We start from the raw sequence: 22368 nt of genomic DNA on the forward strand, positions 1-22368 counted from the left end.
TGAGTAACTCACACTTATCCCCTCTTGTTTATGGCGTTGGGGACTGATTGAGGGAATTGGGGTCTTCCTGTATCTCTGGAACACTTTCTATGCTGGAACCTACAGCGCCGCCACTCTCTATGGAATGGGAAGGCAGTGCCAACTGCGGAGCGGTTGCACCATTTTTGCCGACTGGTTTCCCCTGATTGTCATAGTAGTACATCGGGACGTTGCCCACTACCAGCAAATAAGAAACCGGAATTTCCGTCTCCACAATCTGAGGTTGCATTTCAAATGGTATAACCACAGACACTTCCGTCGTAATTCGAATGTACACTTCCACCAAGATCATGTTTATGCCCGCATCCTGCTGACGTGTATTTAAATCCACCTTGATTGCTCCATGCGGCTCCACTTTTAGGGGAACCTTGGGTCCATAAGCTGCCAGTAGCGGACTCCCCAATGCCTGACCAATCGGAACACTTTCATCAAAATGACTCATACTGTCCATCGTTGCCTTGACTGCTTTGAGCGTGTCTGACGTAATTCTCATATGCTCCGCATAATTTAGAACAAATCCAGAGGTTCTCCCTTGCGTATCCGTTCTCCATTCGATCAAATTATCAGCAGTCTTCCCCTGCTCTACCTGCGCAGTAATTGCTGAATTAATAGCCTCTGTCGCCATTTGTTTGACCCGCACTTTAGCCAGATGCATCATGGGTGGCTTCAAATGCTGTTCCACATAGGCGGCCACCTGTACGATTCCTACCAGCAGCGCCAATGCCACAATGAGCCACATCCTGCGTCTGCCACGTCGCCTTCTGTTCGGTCTGCTGTGCCATTGCGGTTTTCTATTCATTCTGATCCCCCCGCAGCGATGAGCTTACTTTAGAAGGATATGCCGCAAATAAACGAAAAAGAAGCTGCCCGTCCGGCAGCTCCTCCTGGTGGTAAACATATATGATTTCAAATACGATTCAGTCCAAGCTCAACTCATTATTTGAAAATGTGGTCAATCTTTTCGATATCCGCTTGACTCAATTGGACATTCAGCGTTTTCAGATTCGCCAGAACCTGCTCCGGTCCCTTCGCGCCTGGAATGAGGGCATCAATCGAATCACGGGTCAAATACCATGCAAGCACCACATGAGCAACCTCTGCATTCAACGCATTAGCGATCTCGCGTACCTGCTCCACTTTGTCCAAATTACGAGCAAATGCCTCTCCCTGAAACAATGGATCTTTCGCTCTGATGTCCGTGAAAGTCATGTCTTTCGTATACTTACCACCTAGTAGTCCAGAAGCTAGCGGGAAATACGGCACAAACGAAATGCCATTTTCCTTAGTATAAGGCAGCAGATCCTTCTCAGCTTCCCGTTGCAGCAAATTATAATGGGATTGAAGCACATCTACATAGCCGTCACTATTCGCATCCTTAAGTTGTTCAATGGTAAAGTTAGATACACCAATAGCTTTAATTTTGCCTTCGTCCTTAAGCTTCTTCAGTTCTCCGACTGCTTCTGCCTTCGGCGTAGCTTCATCTGGGAAATGGATATAGAACAGATCAATATAATCCGTTTGTAATCTTTTCAGACTGGATTCGACGGATTCACGTAAAAAAGCAGGCGAGTTGTCAAAAACAACCTCTCCGTTTACAAATTTATGTGCTCCCTTGGTCGCTATAACAGCTTCCTCACGTTTGCCGCGCTCTTTAAGTACCTCACCGATCAACCGCTCTGAGTGCTCAGGCCCATAAATAAAAGCTGTATCCAGAAAATTGATGCCGTTATCCAAAGCTGTGCGAACGACTTCTTTGCCCGTTTCATTGTTCAAACCGGAAAAAAGATTATGTCCTCCTACCTTGTTCGCACCCAAACCGATTGGTTTTACATATAAATCTGTTTTGCCAATACGCACTTGCTCTGCCAATTCACGTCATCTCCTTTTCGAAAGTTACTTCCATTTTATTATTACATTCCAAAAAAAGCAAAGTGCGTACCTGGCTGCTGCTCTTATCCCTTGATCCCCGTTAAGGCAATACCTTCCATAAAATACTTCTGTCCTATGGCAAAAAGAATGATAGCTGGCAACACGACAATTAAAGAAGCGGCCATCAGAACACCCCATTGCGCCGAATATATTCCCTGAAACTGCTGTAGCCCAATCGCCAACGTAAATTTGCTTTCATCATTAAGATAAACGAGCGGTCCCATAAAATCATTCCATGTGTTCAAAAATGTAAACAATCCGATGACCAAAATCGCCGACCTCGACAAAGGCAAAATAATACGGGTGAAAATCGTAAAATGATTGCCTCCATCCACAAATACAGCTTCATCCAGTTCTCGCGGAAGAGTCATATAAAATTGTCTGAGCAAAAAGATATTAAAAACGCCTCCACCAAAAAACGAAGGTAATACCAATGGAACATAGGAATTAACCATACCTAATGCCTGCCAACCAATAAAAGACGGAATCAGCGTAACTGCAAACGGCAGCATCATACTGCTTAATAACACAGCAAATACCTTATCTCTTCCTTTCCATCTCATTCGCGCAAAGCTATAGGCAGAAATGGTACTCGACAGGAGTACACCCGCTAAAGTACCTGCAACGACAATAAATGTGTTCACAAAATAGCGACCAAACGATAACTCTTCAAACGGCTGTAAAAAATTCTCAAGTACAAATGGCTCCGGAATCCATTTCGGTGGGATCAGAAAAATTTGACTTAAATCCATCATGGAGCTTCTCACCAGCCAGTAAAAAGGAAACATGCAAAAAAGTGACCCCACAATAAGCACTGTGTAGAGAAAAACCCTACTCCAACGCAAACCACGTTTTTTCATCGTCATGCCCCCCCGCCTTCGTAGTACACCCATTTGCGGGCTGTCTTAAACAGAAAGGCAGTGAATACCAAAACGACAATAAAGAGCACCCAAGCAATCGCACAGGCATAACCCATATTCGAAAAAGTAAATGCCTCGCGGAATAAATAAAATGTATAGAACAAACTGGAGTTGTTGGGTCCACCCTGAGTCATGACGTAAGGCTGGACAAACACCTGAAATCCACCGATGAAGCCCATAATCGTATTAAAAAAAATCGTAGGCGATGTCAATGGAATTGTAATATAAACAAGCTTATGAAGAGCACTCCCGCCATCAATTTCAATGGCTTCATAATAATGCCTAGGTATATCTTGCAAGCCAGCCAGAAAAATAATCATGGTTCCCCCAACGGTCCATAAACTCATTAAAACCAGTGTAGGAACTACCGACCCTTCACTATAAATCCATTGACTTTCCGGCAAATGCAGCGCACGCAGCACCACATTCAGTAAACCAAGATCGGGATCAAACAGCCACATCCAGATCATAGACGATGCTATGAGTGGCACAATCGTAGGCAGATAAAAAACGGTTCTGAAAAAAGCTAAACCCTTTACCTTTTGATTGAGTAATATGGCCAAAAAGAAAGCCACTATAATTTGCAGGGGCACACTCAGAAACACATAATAAAACGTAACCCCAAGGGATTTATAAAAAAATTGGTCCGTACCGTCAAATAAGTGGACGTAATTATCCAGACCAATAAAATGGGCCTGTGAAGCAACCTTATAATCGGTAAGACTGAACCAGAGACTAGCGATCATCGGTCCCAGAACAAAAATGACAAAGCCGAGAATAGCAGGGGCGGCAAAAAGCCACCCCAACCCATTTTCCTTCTCACGAATAGAAGATAATGATTGCATTCTATCCCTCTCTTTCTGTCAAAACCCTCACCTTATTCTTTCGGATATGTCCCCTTAAATTCAGCGTTGGCCTTGGCGGAAACCTCCTTAAATGCTTGCTCCACCGTTTTCTTGCCCAGCCATACCTGATCCAGCGCCGGGTTAATAATTGCATTGATTTTTTCCGAATTCTTCAAATAATAGTCGTAAGAATTGACACCGTTATGCAGCGTTTGGTTCATGACTGCATCACGATATCCATCCGCATGGCCTGGCTTGACATCTGCCCATTTGCTAATCAAGTCTGGTTCGGTGTACCACTTTTTCATGACAGGCATCCACAATCCGCTGGAATGCATGTCAAGCCCGCTTTCAGCATCCAGCAAGAATTTATAAAACATCCATGCTTCTTTCGGATGTTTGGTTTTGGCAGAAATTACTTCCGGTTCGCCAAACAGGATTGTTTTGCTGCTTTTCAGTTTGGGTAACACGCCTACACCAAAATTCACCTTCGATTCTCCGAGATCCAATTGGACCCACTGCCCATCCAGATCCATCGCTACACGTTTGCTTTGCAATGCTACGGCCGGGGAAGGGATATTTTTGGACTGCGTGGGCGACGGTGCCACATGATACTTGTTGATCAGATCCGCCATCTTTTGCACGGCTTCAATCACATCAGGGTTTTCAAGATTAAGCGAGTCCCCTTTGTCTGAAATGACACTTGCGTTGTTGGAAGGTACTAGCAGATGCCACATCCATGTGTCAAACCGAACTCCATACTGTTTGATGTTACTTGCATCGAAATTGGGGCTAAGCGCATTATTTCCCGCTTTATCAATGGTGAGCTTTTGCGCTGTCTCTAAGAACTGTTCCCATGTCCAAGCCTCTTCAGCTTTGATTGGCGGCAAGGCAACACCAGCCTCATCAAACAAATCCTTGTTGTAATAGAGCGCAAAGGCTTCCTCCGTCACCTTGACCCCTGCCACTTTATCCTTATCCCAATAGATGACTGAATTAGGAATGAGACTCTCCTTCGTTAGCTCCTTATCCTCCTTCAAAAATTCATTTAAATTATATAGTTTGCCTTGTTCAGCCCATTGCAGAGCCTGTGCTTTATAAATAGGAAATACATCTGGTGCCTGATTGGCGGCAAACATCGTCGTTAATTTGGTGACGTAATCCCCGGGGATGTGCATATAGTTGATTTTGATCCACGGATATTTGTCTGTGAATTTTTGGGCGATCTCCTGTTGAACCTTCTTCTCATTGGTGCTCCCCCAACTGGCATAGGTCAGTGTCACTTGCTCGTGCCCCTGCAAATCTGCTGGCTTACTGCTGCTCTCATTTGAACTACAGGCTGACATCAGCCCAACGATCAAGCACATGCAGACAATCCATAACTTTCGTTTTAACATGAGTAACGCCCCCAAACCGTTTATTTTTTATCTTTTCGTTTGTTGCTTCGTCACTAAATTTATTCTAGCAAACGCTTACATTTTTGAAAGTCGTACTCTCATTGGATTGGTGTCATTTGATTAGATCTATGTGTTTCTCCGATTCGGATCAGGACAACTGTCCCTTTATCTTCTGGTGAGTGGAGCGCAACCCCATATTCCATCCCATATAACAGCCGTACTCTTCTGTCTACATTTTTAATGCCCGTTGACCGGATTTCTCCAGCTTGAATGCGGCGTATATGATCTTCTTGAATTCCTAATCCATTATCCTCGACTTTAAAACACACCAATTGCTTTTCGACCCAGGCTGTGATCTTAATCCGACCACCTGATTCCATTTCGGCGAAGCCGTGAATAATTGAATTCTCCACAAAAGGCTGCAAGAAGAGTTTGGGAACCTCCATCTGAAGTAAAATGGGATCAATATCATACTCCACTGTGAACTTGTTCTCAAAGCGATTTTGCATAATATAAATGTATTTTTCCAGCCAATTCAGATCGGTTTCCAGGCTCCAGGTCTCGTTTTTGTTTCGAGTCGTAATTTGCAGCATTTCCGCCAGACTAATGATCAATCGGCCCAGTTCCTGTTGTTTATGTTCTAATGCGATCCAATACATTGTCGTTAAGGTGTTATACAAAAAATGGGGATTAAGCTGTAAATTAAGTGCCATTAACTCCGATTCTTTGGCTCGCAGACGTGATTTGTAATTTTCTTCTATCAAATCTTTAATTTTCTCATTCATTTGATTAAATCGGATCACCAGATCCCCCAATTCATCATAGCCGCGTTCAGGAATTTGAATATCAAAATGTCCCTTTTCCATTACCTTCATCGCCTGTTTCATATCCGTGATGGGCTTACTGATGTATACCGACAGCAAATAAGCAAGGATGACAGCAATGAGCATCATAAAGCCTAAAAAGAACAAGGTGTAGGTACGAATCGTTGACAAATGCCCCAGTACATCTTCCATGGGAATGGCTATATATGATACCCAGCCCGTCGTCTTCATCGCTTCGTAAACCAGTAGTATACTTCGACCCTTCACGTTTACCATTTTTGTCCCTTGTTCCGAAGTAATGGCATTCTTCAGCCAATCCGCCACGGGCTCCCCCGCTTGTTGCTGTCGATCTGAGCTCATGACTATCCCGTTGTTATCGTGAATCATACCGTAGGATAGATGTGCAAATCCGCTGCGGGCTGCATAATCTTCAAAACCATCCTTTAACAAATCAGGCCGGAAATTCAATATAAGTATAGGCTTCTCCTTTCCTTCAGGAAGCGTATGAAAGGTTCCAGCATCATCTAATGCAGTCAAATGAAGCTGCTTAACCACAGCAAATAAAGAACTAAAATCATAGGAACCTTGTTTTAAATCCTGCTGATGAAAGGTATCAGCATACGAATAGGCAGGAATCCACCTGGTAGCCCCCTCTGCTTGTACCGCCGTTGTCGCCAAGGGAGAAGAATAGAACGGCAGAACGGGAATATACATCCGCTCTGTACTTCCGTATGCATACTTTTGCGTCATAATCTGAGAAGCGTATACTTCCTCTATATTGCCAAAGTATCTGTACAAAATTTTCGTAATGCTGCGATCAGCTCGTAAAAGCGATGAAGAATCTGTAGTATCCACGTCTGTGATGGTCTGTAAAAGATCATGATCAATTGGAATCATATCCACAGTTTTTTGAATAGCTGTCAGCTTGTTATCCAGCAGCTGGTTATTGCTACGCAATACACTTGTAACGCTATCTGTTACGTTTGCAGTAATATTTCGCGCACTGGTTTCGAAGTAGACAAAGCCCAGGATCAAAACGATAAAACCAGACAACAAAAAATAGGACAGCATCAACTTCGTACGAAAGCTACTGTCCAAAAATTTTTGATACATATATTTGACTTGGCGCATTGTATCTTCCTTTCACCTAACGATTAAATGAATTTCCTACGAAACTCCTCGGGTGTGTGCTTAACGTTTTTTTTGAACACTTTAAAGAAGTACTTGGTATCTTTATAACCAACCTGTCTACTAATTTCTGCGACCTTGGCGTCTGTATGCAGCAGTAAGTGCTGAGCCTTTTGCATTCTGAGCTTCACCATATATTCCGTGAACGAGAGCCCAAAATAGTTTTTGAACAGAATGCTAAAATAGGACGCATTATAGTGAAAGCGCCGGGCCACAATCTCCAGACTTAGGTCTTCATGTAGATGTGTATCCAGAAATTCCTTGCATTTTTTCATGATGGGTTCACCTTTGGAGCTGCCATCAATCTCAAGAATCAGCTCTTTTAACCATGCTGCAATACGATCCTCAAGATTTTGGAGAGATGTGGCCTCTTCGACAGCTCGGTTCAACTGTTCCGAGTAACGTGAGTAGACTTCCTCACTCCACCCTATATTTAACCGTGGTAAACTAACTAGCAGAAGGTGTATTAATTTAGCTTTAAGCGCATCAGGTGGAGGATACCCTTGCGTCATTCGTCCAATGAAATGTTGCACCCGTTCCAATAGCTGATCGGGCTTCCGATTAGAGATAGCGCTTTCAATGGATTTCTGAAAGGCTATCTGTTCATGAGTGCTCATTTCCTGTATCGACTGTTCATCATCTAAAACGACAAGGTTCAAACATCTGGTGTGAGGTGTATAAAATCGCATGGAGATAAGGCGAACAGCCTTTTCGTGAGATTGGCTTATTTGCATTTCATCGAAATCAAAAGGCTGACCCCAAGCAAACCAAATGGAGATAGCTTGCTGCTGCTCCACCTTTTTCAGTCCAGCTTGAAGTGCGCTTTTGGCCTCCTTGCCTTCAGCCCTTTCCCTCCAATTCACTACAACGACCATATGCTCTTTAGGGGTTTCAAGTGGGAACACGACAGAAGATGCCCACGGTCGCAATATTTCAACAACCGCGTTTCGTAGCTTAGAATCCCACGCATATATATCCTCGGGGCGGGATGCAGATGTCCCCAACGCGAGGACTTCTCCTACCCCCTGCCATCCAAAGTGACTCTTTAATAAGCTTTTCTCGTTAGGCTGTAACTTGTCTGTCACGCATCTGCTAAACAAATGCTCCACAAAGGCAGGCATGCTTTGCTCGATCTGAATCAACGCTGTTCGATTTTCACCGAGTGCTCCCTGCTCCTCTACAATGATCTTCTCCATTTGTTGAATCACTTCAATAAGCTGCTGTGATTGCACCGGTTTCACCAAATAATCATTCGCTCCGTACCGTACCGCCTGCTGTGCATAGCTAAATTCCTGATAGACTGTCACTAAAATAACTTTGGTCTCATGCTGGCCCGATGTTCTCAATTGTTGTAGATATTCAATCCCATTCATAATCGGCATTTGAATATCTGTAAAAACGATCTGGATCGGCTGGGATAATGAAATGGTCAAAGCATCTTTCCCATTCTTGGCTTCCCATACCTCGTATTCTGGACGTAAATCCCGGATCATGGCAGCCAACCCACGACGCTGCCTAGTTTCATCATCTACAACAAGCACTCCCAGCGGGATCGAATTCACAGACTCCCCTCCTGTCGGTCTTATACACGTATGTTTTTTCAGTATAACACTTACAGGCGGGGACCCATCCTAATTTCTTTTTCGCTTCATACTACGAATGGTCGTTTTTGTGGCCTGATCCACCCGGTATGATTCTGTGATTTTTTGCAAAGCTTTATTGAAAGTAAAATCATCTAATGTATTATGACTTAAATACGCCGTCGTTACCTCTGGCAGCTTGATATAACAGATAGATATCGCCCATGCTACCGCCATTTGTACATAATAATCTTCCCGATGGGTCTGATCTAGCAAAGTAAGCACCCGGTTAATATACTGTTCCTCAATAAAAAAATTCAGAAGCATAACCACCCCAAACCGAATCTCATATTCTTTCTTAGAAAACAGATAGGGCTGAATAAAATCCCATACTCTTTCTTTATGTTGCTTCGTAATTTTCAATCCGGCACAGAAACTGTCACATACGGACCAATTATCAATTTTAGGAACAAACTTGGCGGTATAACTCAAGACTTCCTCAATATCTGTTTTAACAGAACCAATCACCATACCTTGCAGCATCACTTCTTCAAAGTGTTCACTTTCAGCGGTCTCCAGATAGAGACGCCAATCTCCCTTGGCAATATCTTGAGCCAGCTTACGTAGCACTGGCAGACGCACACCGAGCACATTATTAATCGTCGGAAGCAATGCAGCCGTAAATTTCTGAAAATCTGTATCTACATGTGACAATATCTGTTCTCTGATGGTCTTCTCCATATTTTCCACTCCCTGTTTGTTAACGAAATGAAATGCTCCACAAATAAATGGAGGCCACTGAACCATAAGGCGAATACACTCGGCGATACTCCTCAAATTGCTGCTTGGTCAGTGTATCTAAATGGTACAACTTCATCATTCCCCGCCGAATAGCCATATCGCCCCAACTGACGACGTCTGGACGTTCCATGCAATTAATCAGCATCATTTCAGCCGTCCAAGGGCCTATCCCTTGCAGCGAGGATAATTTCTGGATCACCTGTGTATCGGAAAACTCATACAACTCCTGTAAATCCAACAATCCCTGCTCGATCGTTTGGGCTATATTCAGAATACATGCTGCCTTTTTCATGGTGATGCCACAGTTTTGAATATCCTAAGCTGTCTGAACGGCTATATTTTGTGGAGTGATCGCTCCTAATTTTTCCTGCATCCTTGTCCATATGGTCTGAACCGCCTTGGCGGAAATAAGCTGCCCCACAATCGCATGAACAAGCGCTGCAAACAGGTCGGGAATGATTACGCGTTCTACCTTGCCCATTTGCGTTATAGCTGTACCAAGTACGGTATCTACCGTCTTCAGGTAGTTGATTTCCTTTTCACCATAGTCAAAGTTTTTGGTCATTACCGTTTCCATTGGTTCTCCCGCTCCCCTTGTAAGGTGCACTCTTCATTTAATGACATAGGTTGCTTTCATATCAGGGTTCGAATCCTTCTTTGCTCACATAGAGCTGTTCTTTCGGGAAAACCTGAAGAAAACGCTCATAAACCGCCTTATACGCAGCAGGGTGATACCATTCCTCCAGCCCCAATGACTCGTACAGCGCACCAATGTTCAAGCTACGCGTCCGCCTTCCCCCGCTGCCGTCTCCCATAAAATAATCATCTATACAGACACGGTTGACCAGAGACACGAGCTTGTCTGCAAAATGCTCACTGCTTGGCAGCATCGGAGCAATGGTAGCTTGCGTCGGTACACCTGCCTCTTTTAAAAGTTGCAGTGTTTGGAGACGAGCCTGGATGGGAGGAGCCTCCGGGGTGAAATGTTTGCGTATATCCTCGCGGTCTGTTTCTACCGTGACGCTCACACGTACACGTTCCTTCAATTGGAGCAATAAATCAATATCCCGTCGTACAAGCGGACTACGCGTCTGTACAAAGAGAAAATCCGGTGGATCTTCCACCATCACTTCCAGCAGAGATCGGGTCACCTCTTGTTTGTACTCGGCCGGCTGATAAGGATCTGTGCTTGACGACATAAAAATCGTAACTTTACCTTTGGATTTGGCCCTGCGAAGCTCCTTACGAAGAATATCTGCCGCCTCTTTTTTAATATCAACCCATGTTCCCCAAGCTTCCTTCCGAAACGTAGAGACTGGCAATTGGCGTACATAACAATACGAGCAACCAAAGGTACAGCCGGTATACGGGTTCAACGAGTGTGTATACCCTGACAAGAAGCCAGTCCCTTTATTCAAAAGAGTCTTGGGGGATTTGTAATACTCATTTTTCATACCAGACCTCACTACTGTATTGGTTTGTGTGTGTGATTCTTTTCAAGCTGCAAAAGCTTCACCTTCATGTCCAGCCCCCCACGATATCCGGTCAAAGCTCCATTCTTACCAATGACCCGATGACAAGGGATGGTGACCAAAATCGGATTAGCACCGATAGCGGTACCAACCGCACGAACAGAGTTCGGCTTTTGAATCGCGTTGGCAATGTCTGAATAGGATTGTGTCTCCCCATACGGAATATTACACAGCGCGTTCCACACAGCCATTTGAAATGCAGTTCCATGAAAGTCAAAAGGGAATGTAAAATGTGTACGCTCCCCTTGGAAATATTCAATCAACTCCTTGGCATAGAGCTGTAAAATGGTATCCTCTTCAACTAAAGGACTGCCGGGAAATCGACTTCCTGCCCATGCAATCAATTCCTCAACAGTTTGATTAAGCGAACCAACATAACATAATCCTTCCGATGTAGCTGCAATATATAAATTCCAATCCTCATGCACCAATAATGACCAATAGATCGTTTTATTCATTTGATATACCATGCTGTGTATCTCCTTTTTGAGTTGCTATGGATTCGAGTTGGCGATATTGCAATGGAGTGTAGCCTATATTCTTTTTAAACAACGTAATAAAGTAAGGGGTATTGGACAGACCTACGTTCTCCCCCACTTCCGCAACAGATTGTTGTGAGCAAATAAGCAGCTTCTTCGCTTGTTCCAACCTCGTACGCTGTATATATTCCATCGGAGTTACATGCATGATTCGCTTGAAGGTACGATGTAAATGGTACGGACTTCCATGACTGATCTCTGCCAGGACGTGCAATGTTAAGTCCTTCATATAATTCGAATCTACGTATTCTGTAACTCCTGCGATCCAGTCGTGATCAGGCAATCGTTGTCCTGTCGGTTTACATCTTTTGCATGGACGAAAATGCTCAGCCAAAGCCTGCTCTGCTGATATAAATAAACGGATGTTCTCTCTTTTAGGAGGTCGGGATTTGCAGGAGGGGCGACAAAATATTTTCGTTGTCTTCACAGCATACAAAAATACCCCGTCATAAGACTTGTCATTTTCTATAATAGCTCTCCACTTCTCGTCTGTTATGGATAAATCGGATGTTCTCATTTCAATCCCCCCTCTTGTGCAATGTACCCTGTCTCATATCTAAATTATAAACTAAACAGTGAACGTATGTACCCCTTTTGGAATGTAAAGGCAAGATAATGAAAAAAGATGACCCACAAGGAGCCATCTTTAAATGTAGTAATCTATCTAATTTAGGCTTGAATCTTACCCGGTTCAACCGTGATCGTCAACTCATCTGAAGGAAGCTGATATTCCCGTGACCAATAATCTGCATTTGAAATTCCCGCCTGCTTCGGATCAAATACCGGGTCTAGCCCCTGCCTCCGCTGCTGCTCGTAATCCTTAAGCACGAGAAGCGCAGGCTTGGCCAGGAGAATCATAGCAATCAGATTGACCCAAAGCATAATACCGACGCCCATATCCCCTAGTGTCCACGCCAAGGCCGATTCTTTGACGACCGTTCCATAAAACGTCGAACCCAGAATTACCAACTTTAACAGGAACATAGGCCATTTGGCTTTACGGTCGGCAACCAGGTAAGCCATATTCGTTTCAGCGATGTAATAATACGCAATAATGGTGGTAAATGCAAAAAAGAACAAGGTTATGGACAAGAGACTTGAGCCAAAACCCGGGAATACCGATTCAATAGCAGCCTGTGTATATTGGGTTCCTTCTTCAACACCCGGGAGATGCTGCACAATATACCCCCCACCTGGTCCCTTCACATTGTACATACCTGTAAACAAAACCATGAAAGCCGTAGACGTACAGACTAAAAAAGTATCTACATATACGGAAAAGGCTTGAACCAGCCCCTGTTTTGCCGGATGGGACACTTCTGCTGCGGCTGCCGGATGCGCACCAGAGCCTTGTCCCGCTTCATTAGAATAAATGCCTCGTTTAACACCCCAAGCAATGGCTGTACCTGCTATACCGCCGAACACTGAATCTACACCAAAAGCACTGCGAAAGATCAGGGCAAATACCTCGGGAAGCGCAGTAATGTTCGTCATCATAATGTAGAAAGAGACAAGGATGTAGCCCAGTGCCATAAACGGTATGACAACCTGAGCCACATTGGCAATTCTTTTGACACCGCCAAAAATGATAAGCGCCAGCAACACGACCACTAATATCCCAGAAACCTTCATATCCATACCAAACGAACTATGAAAGGCTACGGCGATGGAGTTCGATTGAGTTCCTGGCATCAACAAACACATAGCGACCAACGCTACTACCGCAAAAATAACGGCAAACCATTTTAAGCCTGTTCCTTTTTCAATATAAAAAGCCGGGCCGCCTCGGTACTGACCATCACGCTTTACCTTATATACCTGAGCCAGTGTAGATTCTACAAACGCAGTAGCCGACCCGATAAAGGCCATGACCCACATCCAAAATATCGCCCCAGGCCCCCCCATACCGACTGCCAATGCAATCCCAGCAATGTTCCCCGTCCCTACACGTCCCGATAGCGCCATCGTAAAGGCTTGAAAAGAAGAAACGCCTGCCTCTGAGCTTTTTCCTTTAAAGACAAGGCGAATCATCTCTTTGAAATGCCTAATTTGTAAAAATCGAGTCATGATTGAAAATAATAGCCCCACGCCCAAACAGACATATACCACAGGATTGCTCCAAATGACACCATTTACTGCCTCTGCCCACTTCTCTAACATTCCTTGCATTTCCCCCTGATCCATCAATTCATCTAGTCTATGTTTTCAGAAAATTTGCATAATTACAAAAAAATTATAGATTAGTTTTTACAACCGTACAAGCTAATTTAATTGACATATTGTCAATTACAAATAGCCTTATTCGGCATAATAGGACGACAAAAAAGCTCTGATGATCCGAGAATGTGGATCATCAGAGCTTGGTCCTTACTTAAGGCAATCAGGCGATGCCTTCTTGCTCATTATGAGCGCTAGAAAGTTTCAATAACGGTGCCTGCTCCGTTACCTGCCCTTGAGGGATGGGGAGGATTTCCGTATATTCAGAAGAATTTGTAATGATAACTGGCGTAATCGTAGGATAACCCTCTGCCTTGATTTGCTCAACATCAAATTCGAGTAGCAAATCTCCTGCTTTTACTTGATCGCCTTCTTTGATATAGGAAGTAAAATGTTTACCATCCAGCTTAACCGTATCTACTCCGACGTGAATTAGAACTTCTGCGCCATGATGCGAAACCACTGCCAACGCATGCTTTTTCTTGAACGCTACAGTAATAGTTCCGTCAAACGGAGCTACGACTCTGCCTGTTGTCGGCTGGATGGCGATACCTTTACCCATAGCTTCCGAAGCAAACGCAGGATCGGGAACCTCCGACAGAGCGACCACCGTTCCTTCAATCGGGCTTAGCACCTCTTCGTTAGAAACGGTAACTGTAGAAGTCGATTCTTTAGCCGAGTTGTCAGCGGTTTCTTCCTCTTCAACTGGATCTTCGAAGCCTAAAATATAAGTCAAGATAGCCGAAACCAAGAATGAAACAGTAATCCCTAGAATCAATCCTGGGAAGCCTTGTCCGCCAGGGCCGTAAAAGATCGGCAAAGTCAGCAACCCAGGTGCGCCGGAGGCAAATGCTTGCGTCCCCGCTTGGCCGATAATGGCACCACCGACAGCACCGCCGATAACACCAGCAATAAACGGGCGCTTCAGTGGCAGCGTAACCCCATAGACCGCTGGCTCTGTAATACCGAACAAAGCGGTAAGTGTAGCAGAACCTGCCAGCGTTTTCAGCTTTTTATTTTTCGTTTTCAGCATGACACCAAACGCTGCACCGGTTTGAGCAAAGATGGAAGCCGAAGCAGCAGGCTTAATACCGTCTCTGCCGTTAACAGCAATGTTATTAATAAATACAGGTACAAGACCCCAGTGAACACCGAAAATAACGAGCAACTGCCAGCAAGCACCAAGAATTGCTCCAGCCAGCAGCGGACTAAAGCTGAACGCAGCAACGAGCGCGGTAGCGATTGCATTGCCCACATACACCCCAACTGGACCAAAAACCATCAGAGTCAGAGGAAGCATAATTACAAGTAGAATCAAAGGTGTAATAAAGTTTTTGACGCTCTCATGGATCAGTCGATTGCACCATTTTTCCAGCTTACTCATGACGATAACGGCTAAAATAATCGGGATAACGGTTGATGAATAGCTCATCATCACAATAGGAATACCGAAAAAGTCTGTTGCTGTACCTTCTGTTTTCAGCGTGACAATCGTCGGGTAAAGCAGCCCTCCGGCAATGGTCAAAGCAACGAAGATATTACCTCCGAATTTCCGTGCCGTTGTAACCGCTAACAAGAGCGGCAGGAAATAAAACAAGCTGTCGGCCGCAGCATACAAAATCATATAAGTAGTGTCTTTCGGAACCAACCAGCCGAGGTTGCTCGCAATCAGCAGCAGACCTTTCAAAATACCGGACCCCGCCATAACTCCAAGCAATGGTGCGAAAATGCTGGAAATTACGTCAATTACAGCGCCAAATCCTTTTTTGCCTTTAGTTGAGTTCTCTTCTTTTCCAGTTTCATTCAAAATGTTGGATACTTGGCCGATGGCATTGTATACTTCTGGTACTTTGTTGCCGACCACAACCTGGAACTGGCCACCGCTCTGCTTGACCGTAATAATTCCATCGGTTTTCTCCAGCTTTGCCTTATCTGCTTTCGCCTCATCTTTTAGCACAAAACGCAGGCGCGTGGCGCAGTGTACGAGCGATACTACATTTTTTTCGCCGCCTACCAGGTGCACAATTTCTTTAGCCAGTTTTTCATAACTCATGATGGACACCTCCATGTTCTAAGGGGCTTTTTACATATTTAGGCACACAAAAAACCTAAGCCTTGAAAAATGGTGGGCACTTGAGTCCCGCGATTTTTCATGACTTAGGTTTTGCCTGCATAACCAGTAACAATCCCAGTTAAAACTTATTAAATTCCTGTTACTCACATAATACATTTAATCTACCATATTTGTCAACAAAACATTTAAACATATACTTTCGATTCTTTTTCGAATAAAAAGTTTAGAGCTTATCTGTTCACCACTCGTTCAATATGCACAGTCAAATACAGCTTTTCTTCGTTCGTTAATTCATGATTGTATTCTTTCTTTACAAAAGTTCCGATTTTCTCCGTACAAGCGGCTGCATCCTTGTGCTTTTCCTTAATCAAGTCATATAAATGATCATAGTTATTTTCATAGTGATTTCCCTTAAATACGCGCTGAGCGAAAAATTTCAGATGCGTAATAAAGCGGAAATAACTTAGAGAATCCTCGTCAAAATCAACCTTAAAGTGGTATTTTGCGATATTGATAATTTGCTGGATAAACTTCGTAATGCTCATGGTCGTAATGACTTCCTCATTCATTTCAGCATTCACAATGTGAAGGGCAATATAAGCCGCTTCATCCACAGGCAGTTCAATACCGAGCTTTTGTTTAATTTGTTCCAGCGTTCTTAGACCAATCGCGAATTCTTCTCTGTACAGCTGCTTGATTTCCCATAATAACGCGTTTTTGATTTCTAGTCCTTCCCGGTACCTTTCAATAGCGAAATTGATATGGTCGGTCAGAGAAACATAAATATTTTCGTTCAGCTTTCTGTTCAGATTATGCTTGGCGTCATTAATGACTTCCTCCACAATCACAATCAAATCCAGCGGTACCTCGCGCAGCAGCATTTTGAAGTTATCGGATGTCTGCTTGTTTTTCAGCGCAAATACCTTCTGAATTCTGGTTTCATCTACTGTGTCTCCAGGCTTTTTCTTGAAAGCAATCCCCCGACCCATTACTACGAGTTCAGTACCGTCTGTCTGGTAAACACTAATTACATTGTTGTTGATGACCTTTGCTATATTCATCTCGATCCCCCGTTCCATATGCCAGCAAGAGCCACTCATGCTCCATCCACTTTATTGCAAACAAAAAAAACCGAAGCACGCCAAATAAACAAGACTGTAAAATCCGCTTATTCGTGGCTTAGGTTTTGCCTGCTCTGCAGTAACAATCCTAAAATGATGGAATTGCGTCAAGTATAGCCCGAAAAGGAACGATTGTCAACGCTTTCAATTGAGAAACGAGGATCGGAAATTCCCGTTGATTCAGGACGTCCGATCCTATTTTCTTGTCGTACGACTATTCGCCGAGATTTTCACCATCGGAATGAATTACGTTTTTATACCAGTCAAAGCTTTTCTTTTTAATACGTTTCAACGTACCGTTGCCTTCATTGTCACGGTCTACATAAATGTAACCATAGCGTTTTTTCATTTCTCCAGAGGATGCGCTGACAATATCAATAGGTCCCCAGCTGGTGTAACCGATAATTTCGACGCCGTCTAGAAGAGCCTCACCCATTTCAGCAATATGTCGCTTGAGATAGTCGATTCGGTAATCGTCATTCACTTCTCCTTCAGGTGAAACCACGTCATTGGCACCAAAGCCATTTTCCACTACGAAAAGAGGCTTTTGGTAACGGTCATGCAATTGGTTGGCTGTAATGCGGAATCCTTTTGGATCGATCGTCCAGCCCCATTCGGATTTGTCCAAATATGGATTAGCCACGGAACCGAATACATTACCACTGGTCATATTTTTGACAACTTCCGGGTCTGTGCTGGTTGTCCGGCTCGAATAATAGCTAAATCCGATGTAGTCGACGGTATGGTCTTTCAAAATGGCTGCGTCGCCGGATTCCATCTCGATGTTTAGTCCATGATCCTTGAAGAAGCGTTTGGCATAACCAGGATATTCGCCGCGTGACTGTACATCAATGAAGAAGTAGGACTCGCGGTCTTTTTCCATCCCCTGATACACATCTTCGGGATTACATGTATACGGATAGAAGCTTCCAGCAGCAAGCATACAGCCAATTTTCGCATCTGGAATGATCTCGTGACATGCTTTTACAGCCAGCGCGCTTGCAACAAGCTGATGATGCGCAGCCTGGTACTGAATTTGTTTAACGTTTTCGCCTTCTTGGAATACAAGCCCGGCACCGAGAAACGGCAAGTGGAGCAGCATGTTGATTTCATTAAACGTCATCCAGTATTTCACTTTATCCTTGTAACGAGTGAATACGGTTTTGGCATAGGTTTCAAACAGACCAACCAGTTTCCGGTTGCGCCAGCTTCCGTATTTCTCGATCAGAGCTACCGGCACGTCAAAATGAGCGAGGGTTACAACCGGCTGAATGCCGTGTTTATGCAACTCGTCGAACAAATCATCGTAAAATTGCAGCCCCGCCTCATTGGGAGTAGCGTCTTCTCCAGTTGGAAAAATACGAGCCCAGGCAATGGAAACACGCAGTGCTTTGAAACCCATTTCCGCAAATAGTGCAATATCCTCGCGATATTGGTGATAGAAGTCAATGGCTTCATGGGAAGGATAAAATTCGCTTTCAAGTGGGGTTAGCGAAGGAACATTCCCTTTCATTATGCTTCTTCTCTTCTCTCCGGTAGGCAGCAGATCCACCAGGCTCAATCCTTTACCGTCTTCCAAATAAGCCCCCTCGGCCTGGTTGGCTGCAAGAGCACCGCCCCATAAAAAGTCTTTAGGAAAAATATAACTGGACATAAACGTTCTCCTTCCAAATGTGTGATAAAAGGGTGTACAGAAAGGGAGATGAATAATAAAAAAACCCAAACCAGCCTGGTTACACTTGCGGTGTAAACAAGCCGATTCAGGTTATGCCCTAACGGTAACATCCCATGAAAAGGTTATTCATATTTGATTGAAACTCTAACAAAGATTTAGGAGCCTGTCAAATTTAATAGATATGATACATACGCTATTCACTCTAAACAAAATACGAATTTTTAGTTTATTTTCGCAAAATAACTAAACTAAACAACTAATTTTTTATAAACAAGCTAATTGACAGCGGTTTACAGAGGTGATACGATGACTTTGAAAATAAAAATTTATATAATTTATCCACTACAATTTAGTTTTGTTTAGTGAAATTTTAATTTGTTACTTCTAGTACAAGGAGAGTTATTCATGAAAAAGCTGAAACTGGGTTATGCGCCTACTCGACGATTCACCTTCAGTGCTGAAGATGCATTCCGCTACAAAGTTGCCATTCGCCAACAAATCGAGAGCTTCGGAATGAACATTGATATCGTGGATTTGGAAGGGCTTAATGAGGAAGGTTTGCTGTATGACGACCATATTAATGCGGACTTGATTATCAAACGTTTCAAGGAAGAGGAAGTGGACGCCGTTTTCTTCCCCCACTGTAATTTTGGTACCGAGGATACGGTTGCCCGTGTGGGCAAGGCACTTGGCAAGCCGGTTCTATTGTGGGGTCCACGTGATGAGGCTCCGTTGGCCGACGGCATGAGATTACGGGACACCCAGTGTGGATTGTTCGCTAGCGGAAAGGTGCTTCGTCGCTTTAATGTCCCTTTTACCTATATCACAAACAGTCGTGTAGCCGATCCGGTATTTGAACGAGGCTTTAACAATTTTATCTCGGCTGCCAATGTAGTACGACAGTTCAAAAGTTTACGAATTCTCCAGATAGGTCCTCGTCCTGCTTCCTTTTGGACTATGATCTGCAATGAAGGGGAGCTGTTGGAGCGATTCGGTATTGAGATTCATCCAATTACGCTAGTAGATATTCAGCTGCGTTCAAAGAAAATTGCAGCCGGGAGCAGTGCTGAACTTTCAGAAGCGATTGATTATATCAAAGAGAAGCTGGACTACAGTGAAGTCACCGAAGAAGATATCAGACGCATTGCTGCACTTAAAGTAGCCATGAAATCCTACGCTATCGAAACGGGAAGTACAGCCATCGCGATCCAATGCTGGTCCTCCCTCCAGGAAGCTATGGGAATTATGCCTTGTCTGGCCAATGCCATTTTGACAGATGAACAAATTCCGGTCACCTGCGAAACCGATATTCACGGAGCAATTACTTCGGTTATGGTACAAGCGGCTGCAATGAACGAACTCCCCACTTTTTTCGCTGATATTACGGTACGTCATCCTGAGAATGACAATGGAGAGCTTCTTTTCCACTGCGGGAACTTTCCAGTATCCATGTCTATTGAGAACAAACCCAAACTACGCAAACACTTCCTGTTCGATGATCACGCACCAGGCACACATGAAGGACAAATCAAAGGCGGCGGCATGACCATCGCCCGTTTTGATGGTGATCATGGAGATTATTCCATTTTCCTCGGCAAAGCTAAAGGAATTGAGGGACCTTATACCCGCGGCTCGTATGTTTGGGTAGAGGTCAACGACTGGCCGTTATGGGAAGAAAAGCTCGTCAAAGGTCCTTACGTCCATCACTCTGTTGGCATTCATGCTAATGTCATCCCGGCTCTGTACGAGGCCTGCAATTACCTTCCAGGTGTCACGGCAGATCCGGTAGATCCTACCGAACAGGAAATTCAACGCTGGTTGCGTGGTTCCGATCTCGCTGTCACCAAGTCGGGTATTCTGGTTTAACTATATTATTTTAGGAGGGCACTATGGAAATCCTAGACTTGAAAATCAAAGCCGCACAAATCCGTAAGGACCTGCTCACCATTATTCATCGTGCCAAAACAGGGCATACAGGAGGCTCGCTGAGCAATACGGATATACTCACCGCCCTATACTACGAAATCATGAATATTGATATCACTAATCCTAAATGGGAGGAACGTGACCGCTTTATTGCCAGCAAGGGACATTCCGTCGAGTCTTTATGGTGTATTCTGGCAGACCTTGGTTTCTTCCCTAAAGAAGAACTGGAAACCTATAGCCAGTTCGGAACCCGTCTGATTGGACATCCGAACAATAAAGTTCCCGGTATTGAAATGAATACAGGCGCATTGGGCCATGGCCTCCCCATCTCAGTCGGTATAGCACTGGCTGCCAAGCGTGACGGGCGATCCTACCGTGTATTCTGTCTCATGGGTGACGGGGAGCAAGCGGAAGGCTCCAATTGGGAAGCTGCTATGGCAGGTGCCCATTACAAACTGGATAATCTTGTCGGTATCATTGACCGCAACGGCCTGCAAATTAGCGGTACAACCGAGGAGGTTATGGGACTTGAACCGCTGGAGGAAAAGTGGGCCGCTTTCGGCTGGAACGTGATCTCCATTGACGGCAACAGCATGGAGGAACTGATCCATACATTCCGCAATGTCCCTGAAATTGAAGGCAAACCAACGTTGGTGCTGGCAAACACGATCAAGGGAAAAGGTGTATCCTTTGCCGAGGGTGTTCCAGGCTGGCATCACCGTATTCCAAGTGATGATGAACTTGAACGCGCACTGGCGGAACTGACACAAGAAATAGACGAATTATCCGGGGAAGGACAGGTGAGATAAACAATGAACAAAATCCCAAATCGTCAGGTCATCTGTGAAACGCTGCTTAGCCTTGCCAAAGAGGATCGGGATATTATGGTGTTGGCTAGTGATTCTCGCGGCTCTGCTGCTATGGCTCCCTTTGCCGATGCCTATCCGGAACAATTTGTGGAGGTAGGCATTGCCGAGCAAAATATCGTCGGTATGTCTGCTGGACTCGCACACAGCGGTAAAAAGCCGTTCGTCACCTCTCCTGCCTGCTTCCTGAGCATGCGTAGTATTGAGCAGATCAAGGTAGATGTAGCCTATTCCGGAACCAATGTAAAGCTGATTGGGATAAGCGGTGGTGTTAGCTACGGTGCACTAGGGATGTCCCATCACTCTGTCCAGGATATTGCTGTGGCGCGAGCGATTCCTGGTTTGATGGTCTTACTCCCTGCCGATCGTCATGAAACCAAGAAAATGACCGAAGCGCTGGTTCAGCATGAAGGAGGCGCATATGTACGGATCGGACGTAATGCTGTTGAGGATGTCTATCCGTCCGATGATTATCCGTTTGAGATTGGGAAAGCTGTTACCCTACAAGAAGGATCAGATATTACCCTAATTGGCGCTGGTGAGACCGTCCGTATCATTCTGGATGCGGCTGAGTTGCTGGGGCAGATGGGTATTAAAGCTCGTGTTCTCAATATGCACACCATCAAGCCACTTGATGAGAAAGCGATCATCGCCGCAGCCCGGGAAACGGGAGGTATTGTCACCGTAGAGGAGCATAGTGTATTCGGAGGCTTGGGTGCCGCTGTAGCAGAAGTGGTGGTTCAACATCAACCGATTCCTATGAAAATGCTGGGCATACCGGATGAGCCGGCGATTGCTGGCAAAACAGCTGAAGTCTTTGAACATTATGGACTTACCTCTGAGAATATCAGCAAGATTGTGCTCGAATTGATGAACAAGTAAGGAGCTGTAGCTG

General features: G+C 44.5%; 18 protein-coding genes and 1 pseudogene. 3 read left to right on the forward strand and 16 right to left on the reverse strand.

Annotated elements, in window-relative coordinates:
* Positions 1-28: 28 nt before the first annotated feature.
* The 16 genes and pseudogenes from yunB to ACUC6J_RS20165 all read right to left on the reverse strand — a co-directional run bounded on the left by yunB (position 29) and on the right by ACUC6J_RS20165 (position 18660).
* On the reverse strand, positions 29-778 hold the full coding sequence (yunB, locus tag ACUC6J_RS20090) for a sporulation protein YunB (protein ID WP_318301155.1): 750 nt from the start codon (positions 776-778) through the stop codon (positions 29-31).
* A gap of 197 nt (positions 779-975) precedes the next feature.
* Positions 976-1908 (reverse strand): aldo/keto reductase, encoded by a 933-nt coding sequence (locus ACUC6J_RS20095; protein WP_016819975.1) that lies wholly within the window; start codon positions 1906-1908, stop codon positions 976-978.
* An 83-nt stretch (positions 1909-1991) separates the two neighbouring features.
* On the reverse strand, positions 1992-2828 hold the full coding sequence (locus tag ACUC6J_RS20100; RefSeq protein WP_016819974.1) for a carbohydrate ABC transporter permease: 837 nt from the start codon (positions 2826-2828) through the stop codon (positions 1992-1994).
* A gap of 2 nt (positions 2829-2830) precedes the next feature.
* Positions 2831-3733: a carbohydrate ABC transporter permease gene (locus ACUC6J_RS20105; RefSeq protein ID WP_090890451.1), complete on the reverse strand. Its 903-nt coding sequence runs from the start codon at positions 3731-3733 to the stop codon at positions 2831-2833.
* Positions 3734-3765: 32 nt separating this feature from the next.
* Positions 3766-5130, reverse strand: a complete 1365-nt coding sequence (locus ACUC6J_RS20110; protein ID WP_447249333.1) for an ABC transporter substrate-binding protein — start codon at positions 5128-5130, stop codon at positions 3766-3768.
* A 98-nt stretch (positions 5131-5228) separates the two neighbouring features.
* Positions 5229-7085: a sensor histidine kinase gene (locus tag ACUC6J_RS20115; protein ID WP_447249334.1), complete on the reverse strand. Its 1857-nt coding sequence runs from the start codon at positions 7083-7085 to the stop codon at positions 5229-5231.
* A 23-nt stretch (positions 7086-7108) separates the two neighbouring features.
* On the reverse strand, positions 7109-8704 hold the full coding sequence (locus tag ACUC6J_RS20120; protein WP_447249335.1) for a response regulator transcription factor: 1596 nt from the start codon (positions 8702-8704) through the stop codon (positions 7109-7111).
* A gap of 69 nt (positions 8705-8773) precedes the next feature.
* Positions 8774-9463 (reverse strand): DNA alkylation repair protein, encoded by a 690-nt coding sequence (locus ACUC6J_RS20125; RefSeq protein ID WP_019688551.1) that lies wholly within the window; start codon positions 9461-9463, stop codon positions 8774-8776.
* 19 nt (positions 9464-9482) lie between these two features.
* A pseudogene (locus tag ACUC6J_RS20130) lies at positions 9483-10100 on the reverse strand (DNA-3-methyladenine glycosylase family protein).
* A 61-nt stretch (positions 10101-10161) separates the two neighbouring features.
* On the reverse strand, positions 10162-10977 hold the full coding sequence (locus ACUC6J_RS20135; RefSeq protein ID WP_290405083.1) for an SPL family radical SAM protein: 816 nt from the start codon (positions 10975-10977) through the stop codon (positions 10162-10164).
* An 11-nt stretch (positions 10978-10988) separates the two neighbouring features.
* Positions 10989-11525 (reverse strand): methylated-DNA--[protein]-cysteine S-methyltransferase, encoded by a 537-nt coding sequence (locus tag ACUC6J_RS20140; RefSeq protein ID WP_016819966.1) that lies wholly within the window; start codon positions 11523-11525, stop codon positions 10989-10991.
* A complete protein-coding gene (locus ACUC6J_RS20145; protein WP_016819965.1) occupies positions 11506-12111 on the reverse strand; it encodes a bifunctional transcriptional activator/DNA repair enzyme AdaA in 606 nt (201 codons plus the stop codon). The genes ACUC6J_RS20140 and ACUC6J_RS20145 overlap by 20 nt, the downstream gene beginning before the upstream one ends.
* Positions 12112-12263: 152 nt before the next feature.
* Complete coding sequence (locus ACUC6J_RS20150; RefSeq protein WP_017427252.1) at positions 12264-13754, reverse strand: alanine/glycine:cation symporter family protein; 1491 nt, start codon at positions 13752-13754, stop codon at positions 12264-12266.
* A gap of 220 nt (positions 13755-13974) precedes the next feature.
* Positions 13975-15864 (reverse strand): beta-glucoside-specific PTS transporter subunit IIABC, encoded by a 1890-nt coding sequence (locus ACUC6J_RS20155; RefSeq protein WP_330720944.1) that lies wholly within the window; start codon positions 15862-15864, stop codon positions 13975-13977.
* A gap of 251 nt (positions 15865-16115) precedes the next feature.
* Positions 16116-16946, reverse strand: coding sequence for a BglG family transcription antiterminator LicT (licT, locus tag ACUC6J_RS20160; RefSeq protein WP_025365791.1), 831 nt, complete (start codon positions 16944-16946; stop codon positions 16116-16118).
* Positions 16947-17220: 274 nt separating this feature from the next.
* Positions 17221-18660 carry a 6-phospho-beta-glucosidase gene (locus ACUC6J_RS20165; RefSeq protein WP_447249336.1) on the reverse strand — a complete coding sequence of 480 codons (1440 nt, stop codon included), beginning with the start codon at positions 18658-18660 and terminating at the stop codon, positions 17221-17223.
* 426 nt (positions 18661-19086) lie between these two features.
* Here ACUC6J_RS20165 and ACUC6J_RS20170 point away from each other — a divergent pair, with 426 nt between their 5' ends.
* Genes ACUC6J_RS20170 through ACUC6J_RS20180 form a run of 3 tightly spaced genes read left to right on the forward strand, consistent with a single transcriptional unit; the run spans position 19087 to position 22355 of the window.
* Positions 19087-20547: an L-fucose/L-arabinose isomerase family protein gene (locus ACUC6J_RS20170; RefSeq protein ID WP_016819960.1), complete on the forward strand. Its 1461-nt coding sequence runs from the start codon at positions 19087-19089 to the stop codon at positions 20545-20547.
* A gap of 23 nt (positions 20548-20570) precedes the next feature.
* Complete coding sequence (locus ACUC6J_RS20175) at positions 20571-21416, forward strand: transketolase (RefSeq protein ID WP_019688558.1); 846 nt, start codon at positions 20571-20573, stop codon at positions 21414-21416.
* A gap of 3 nt (positions 21417-21419) precedes the next feature.
* Complete coding sequence (locus ACUC6J_RS20180; RefSeq protein WP_031462205.1) at positions 21420-22355, forward strand: transketolase family protein; 936 nt, start codon at positions 21420-21422, stop codon at positions 22353-22355.
* Positions 22356-22368: the final 13 nt, after the last annotated feature.

The organism is Paenibacillus sp. JJ1683 (genome assembly GCF_053006485.1).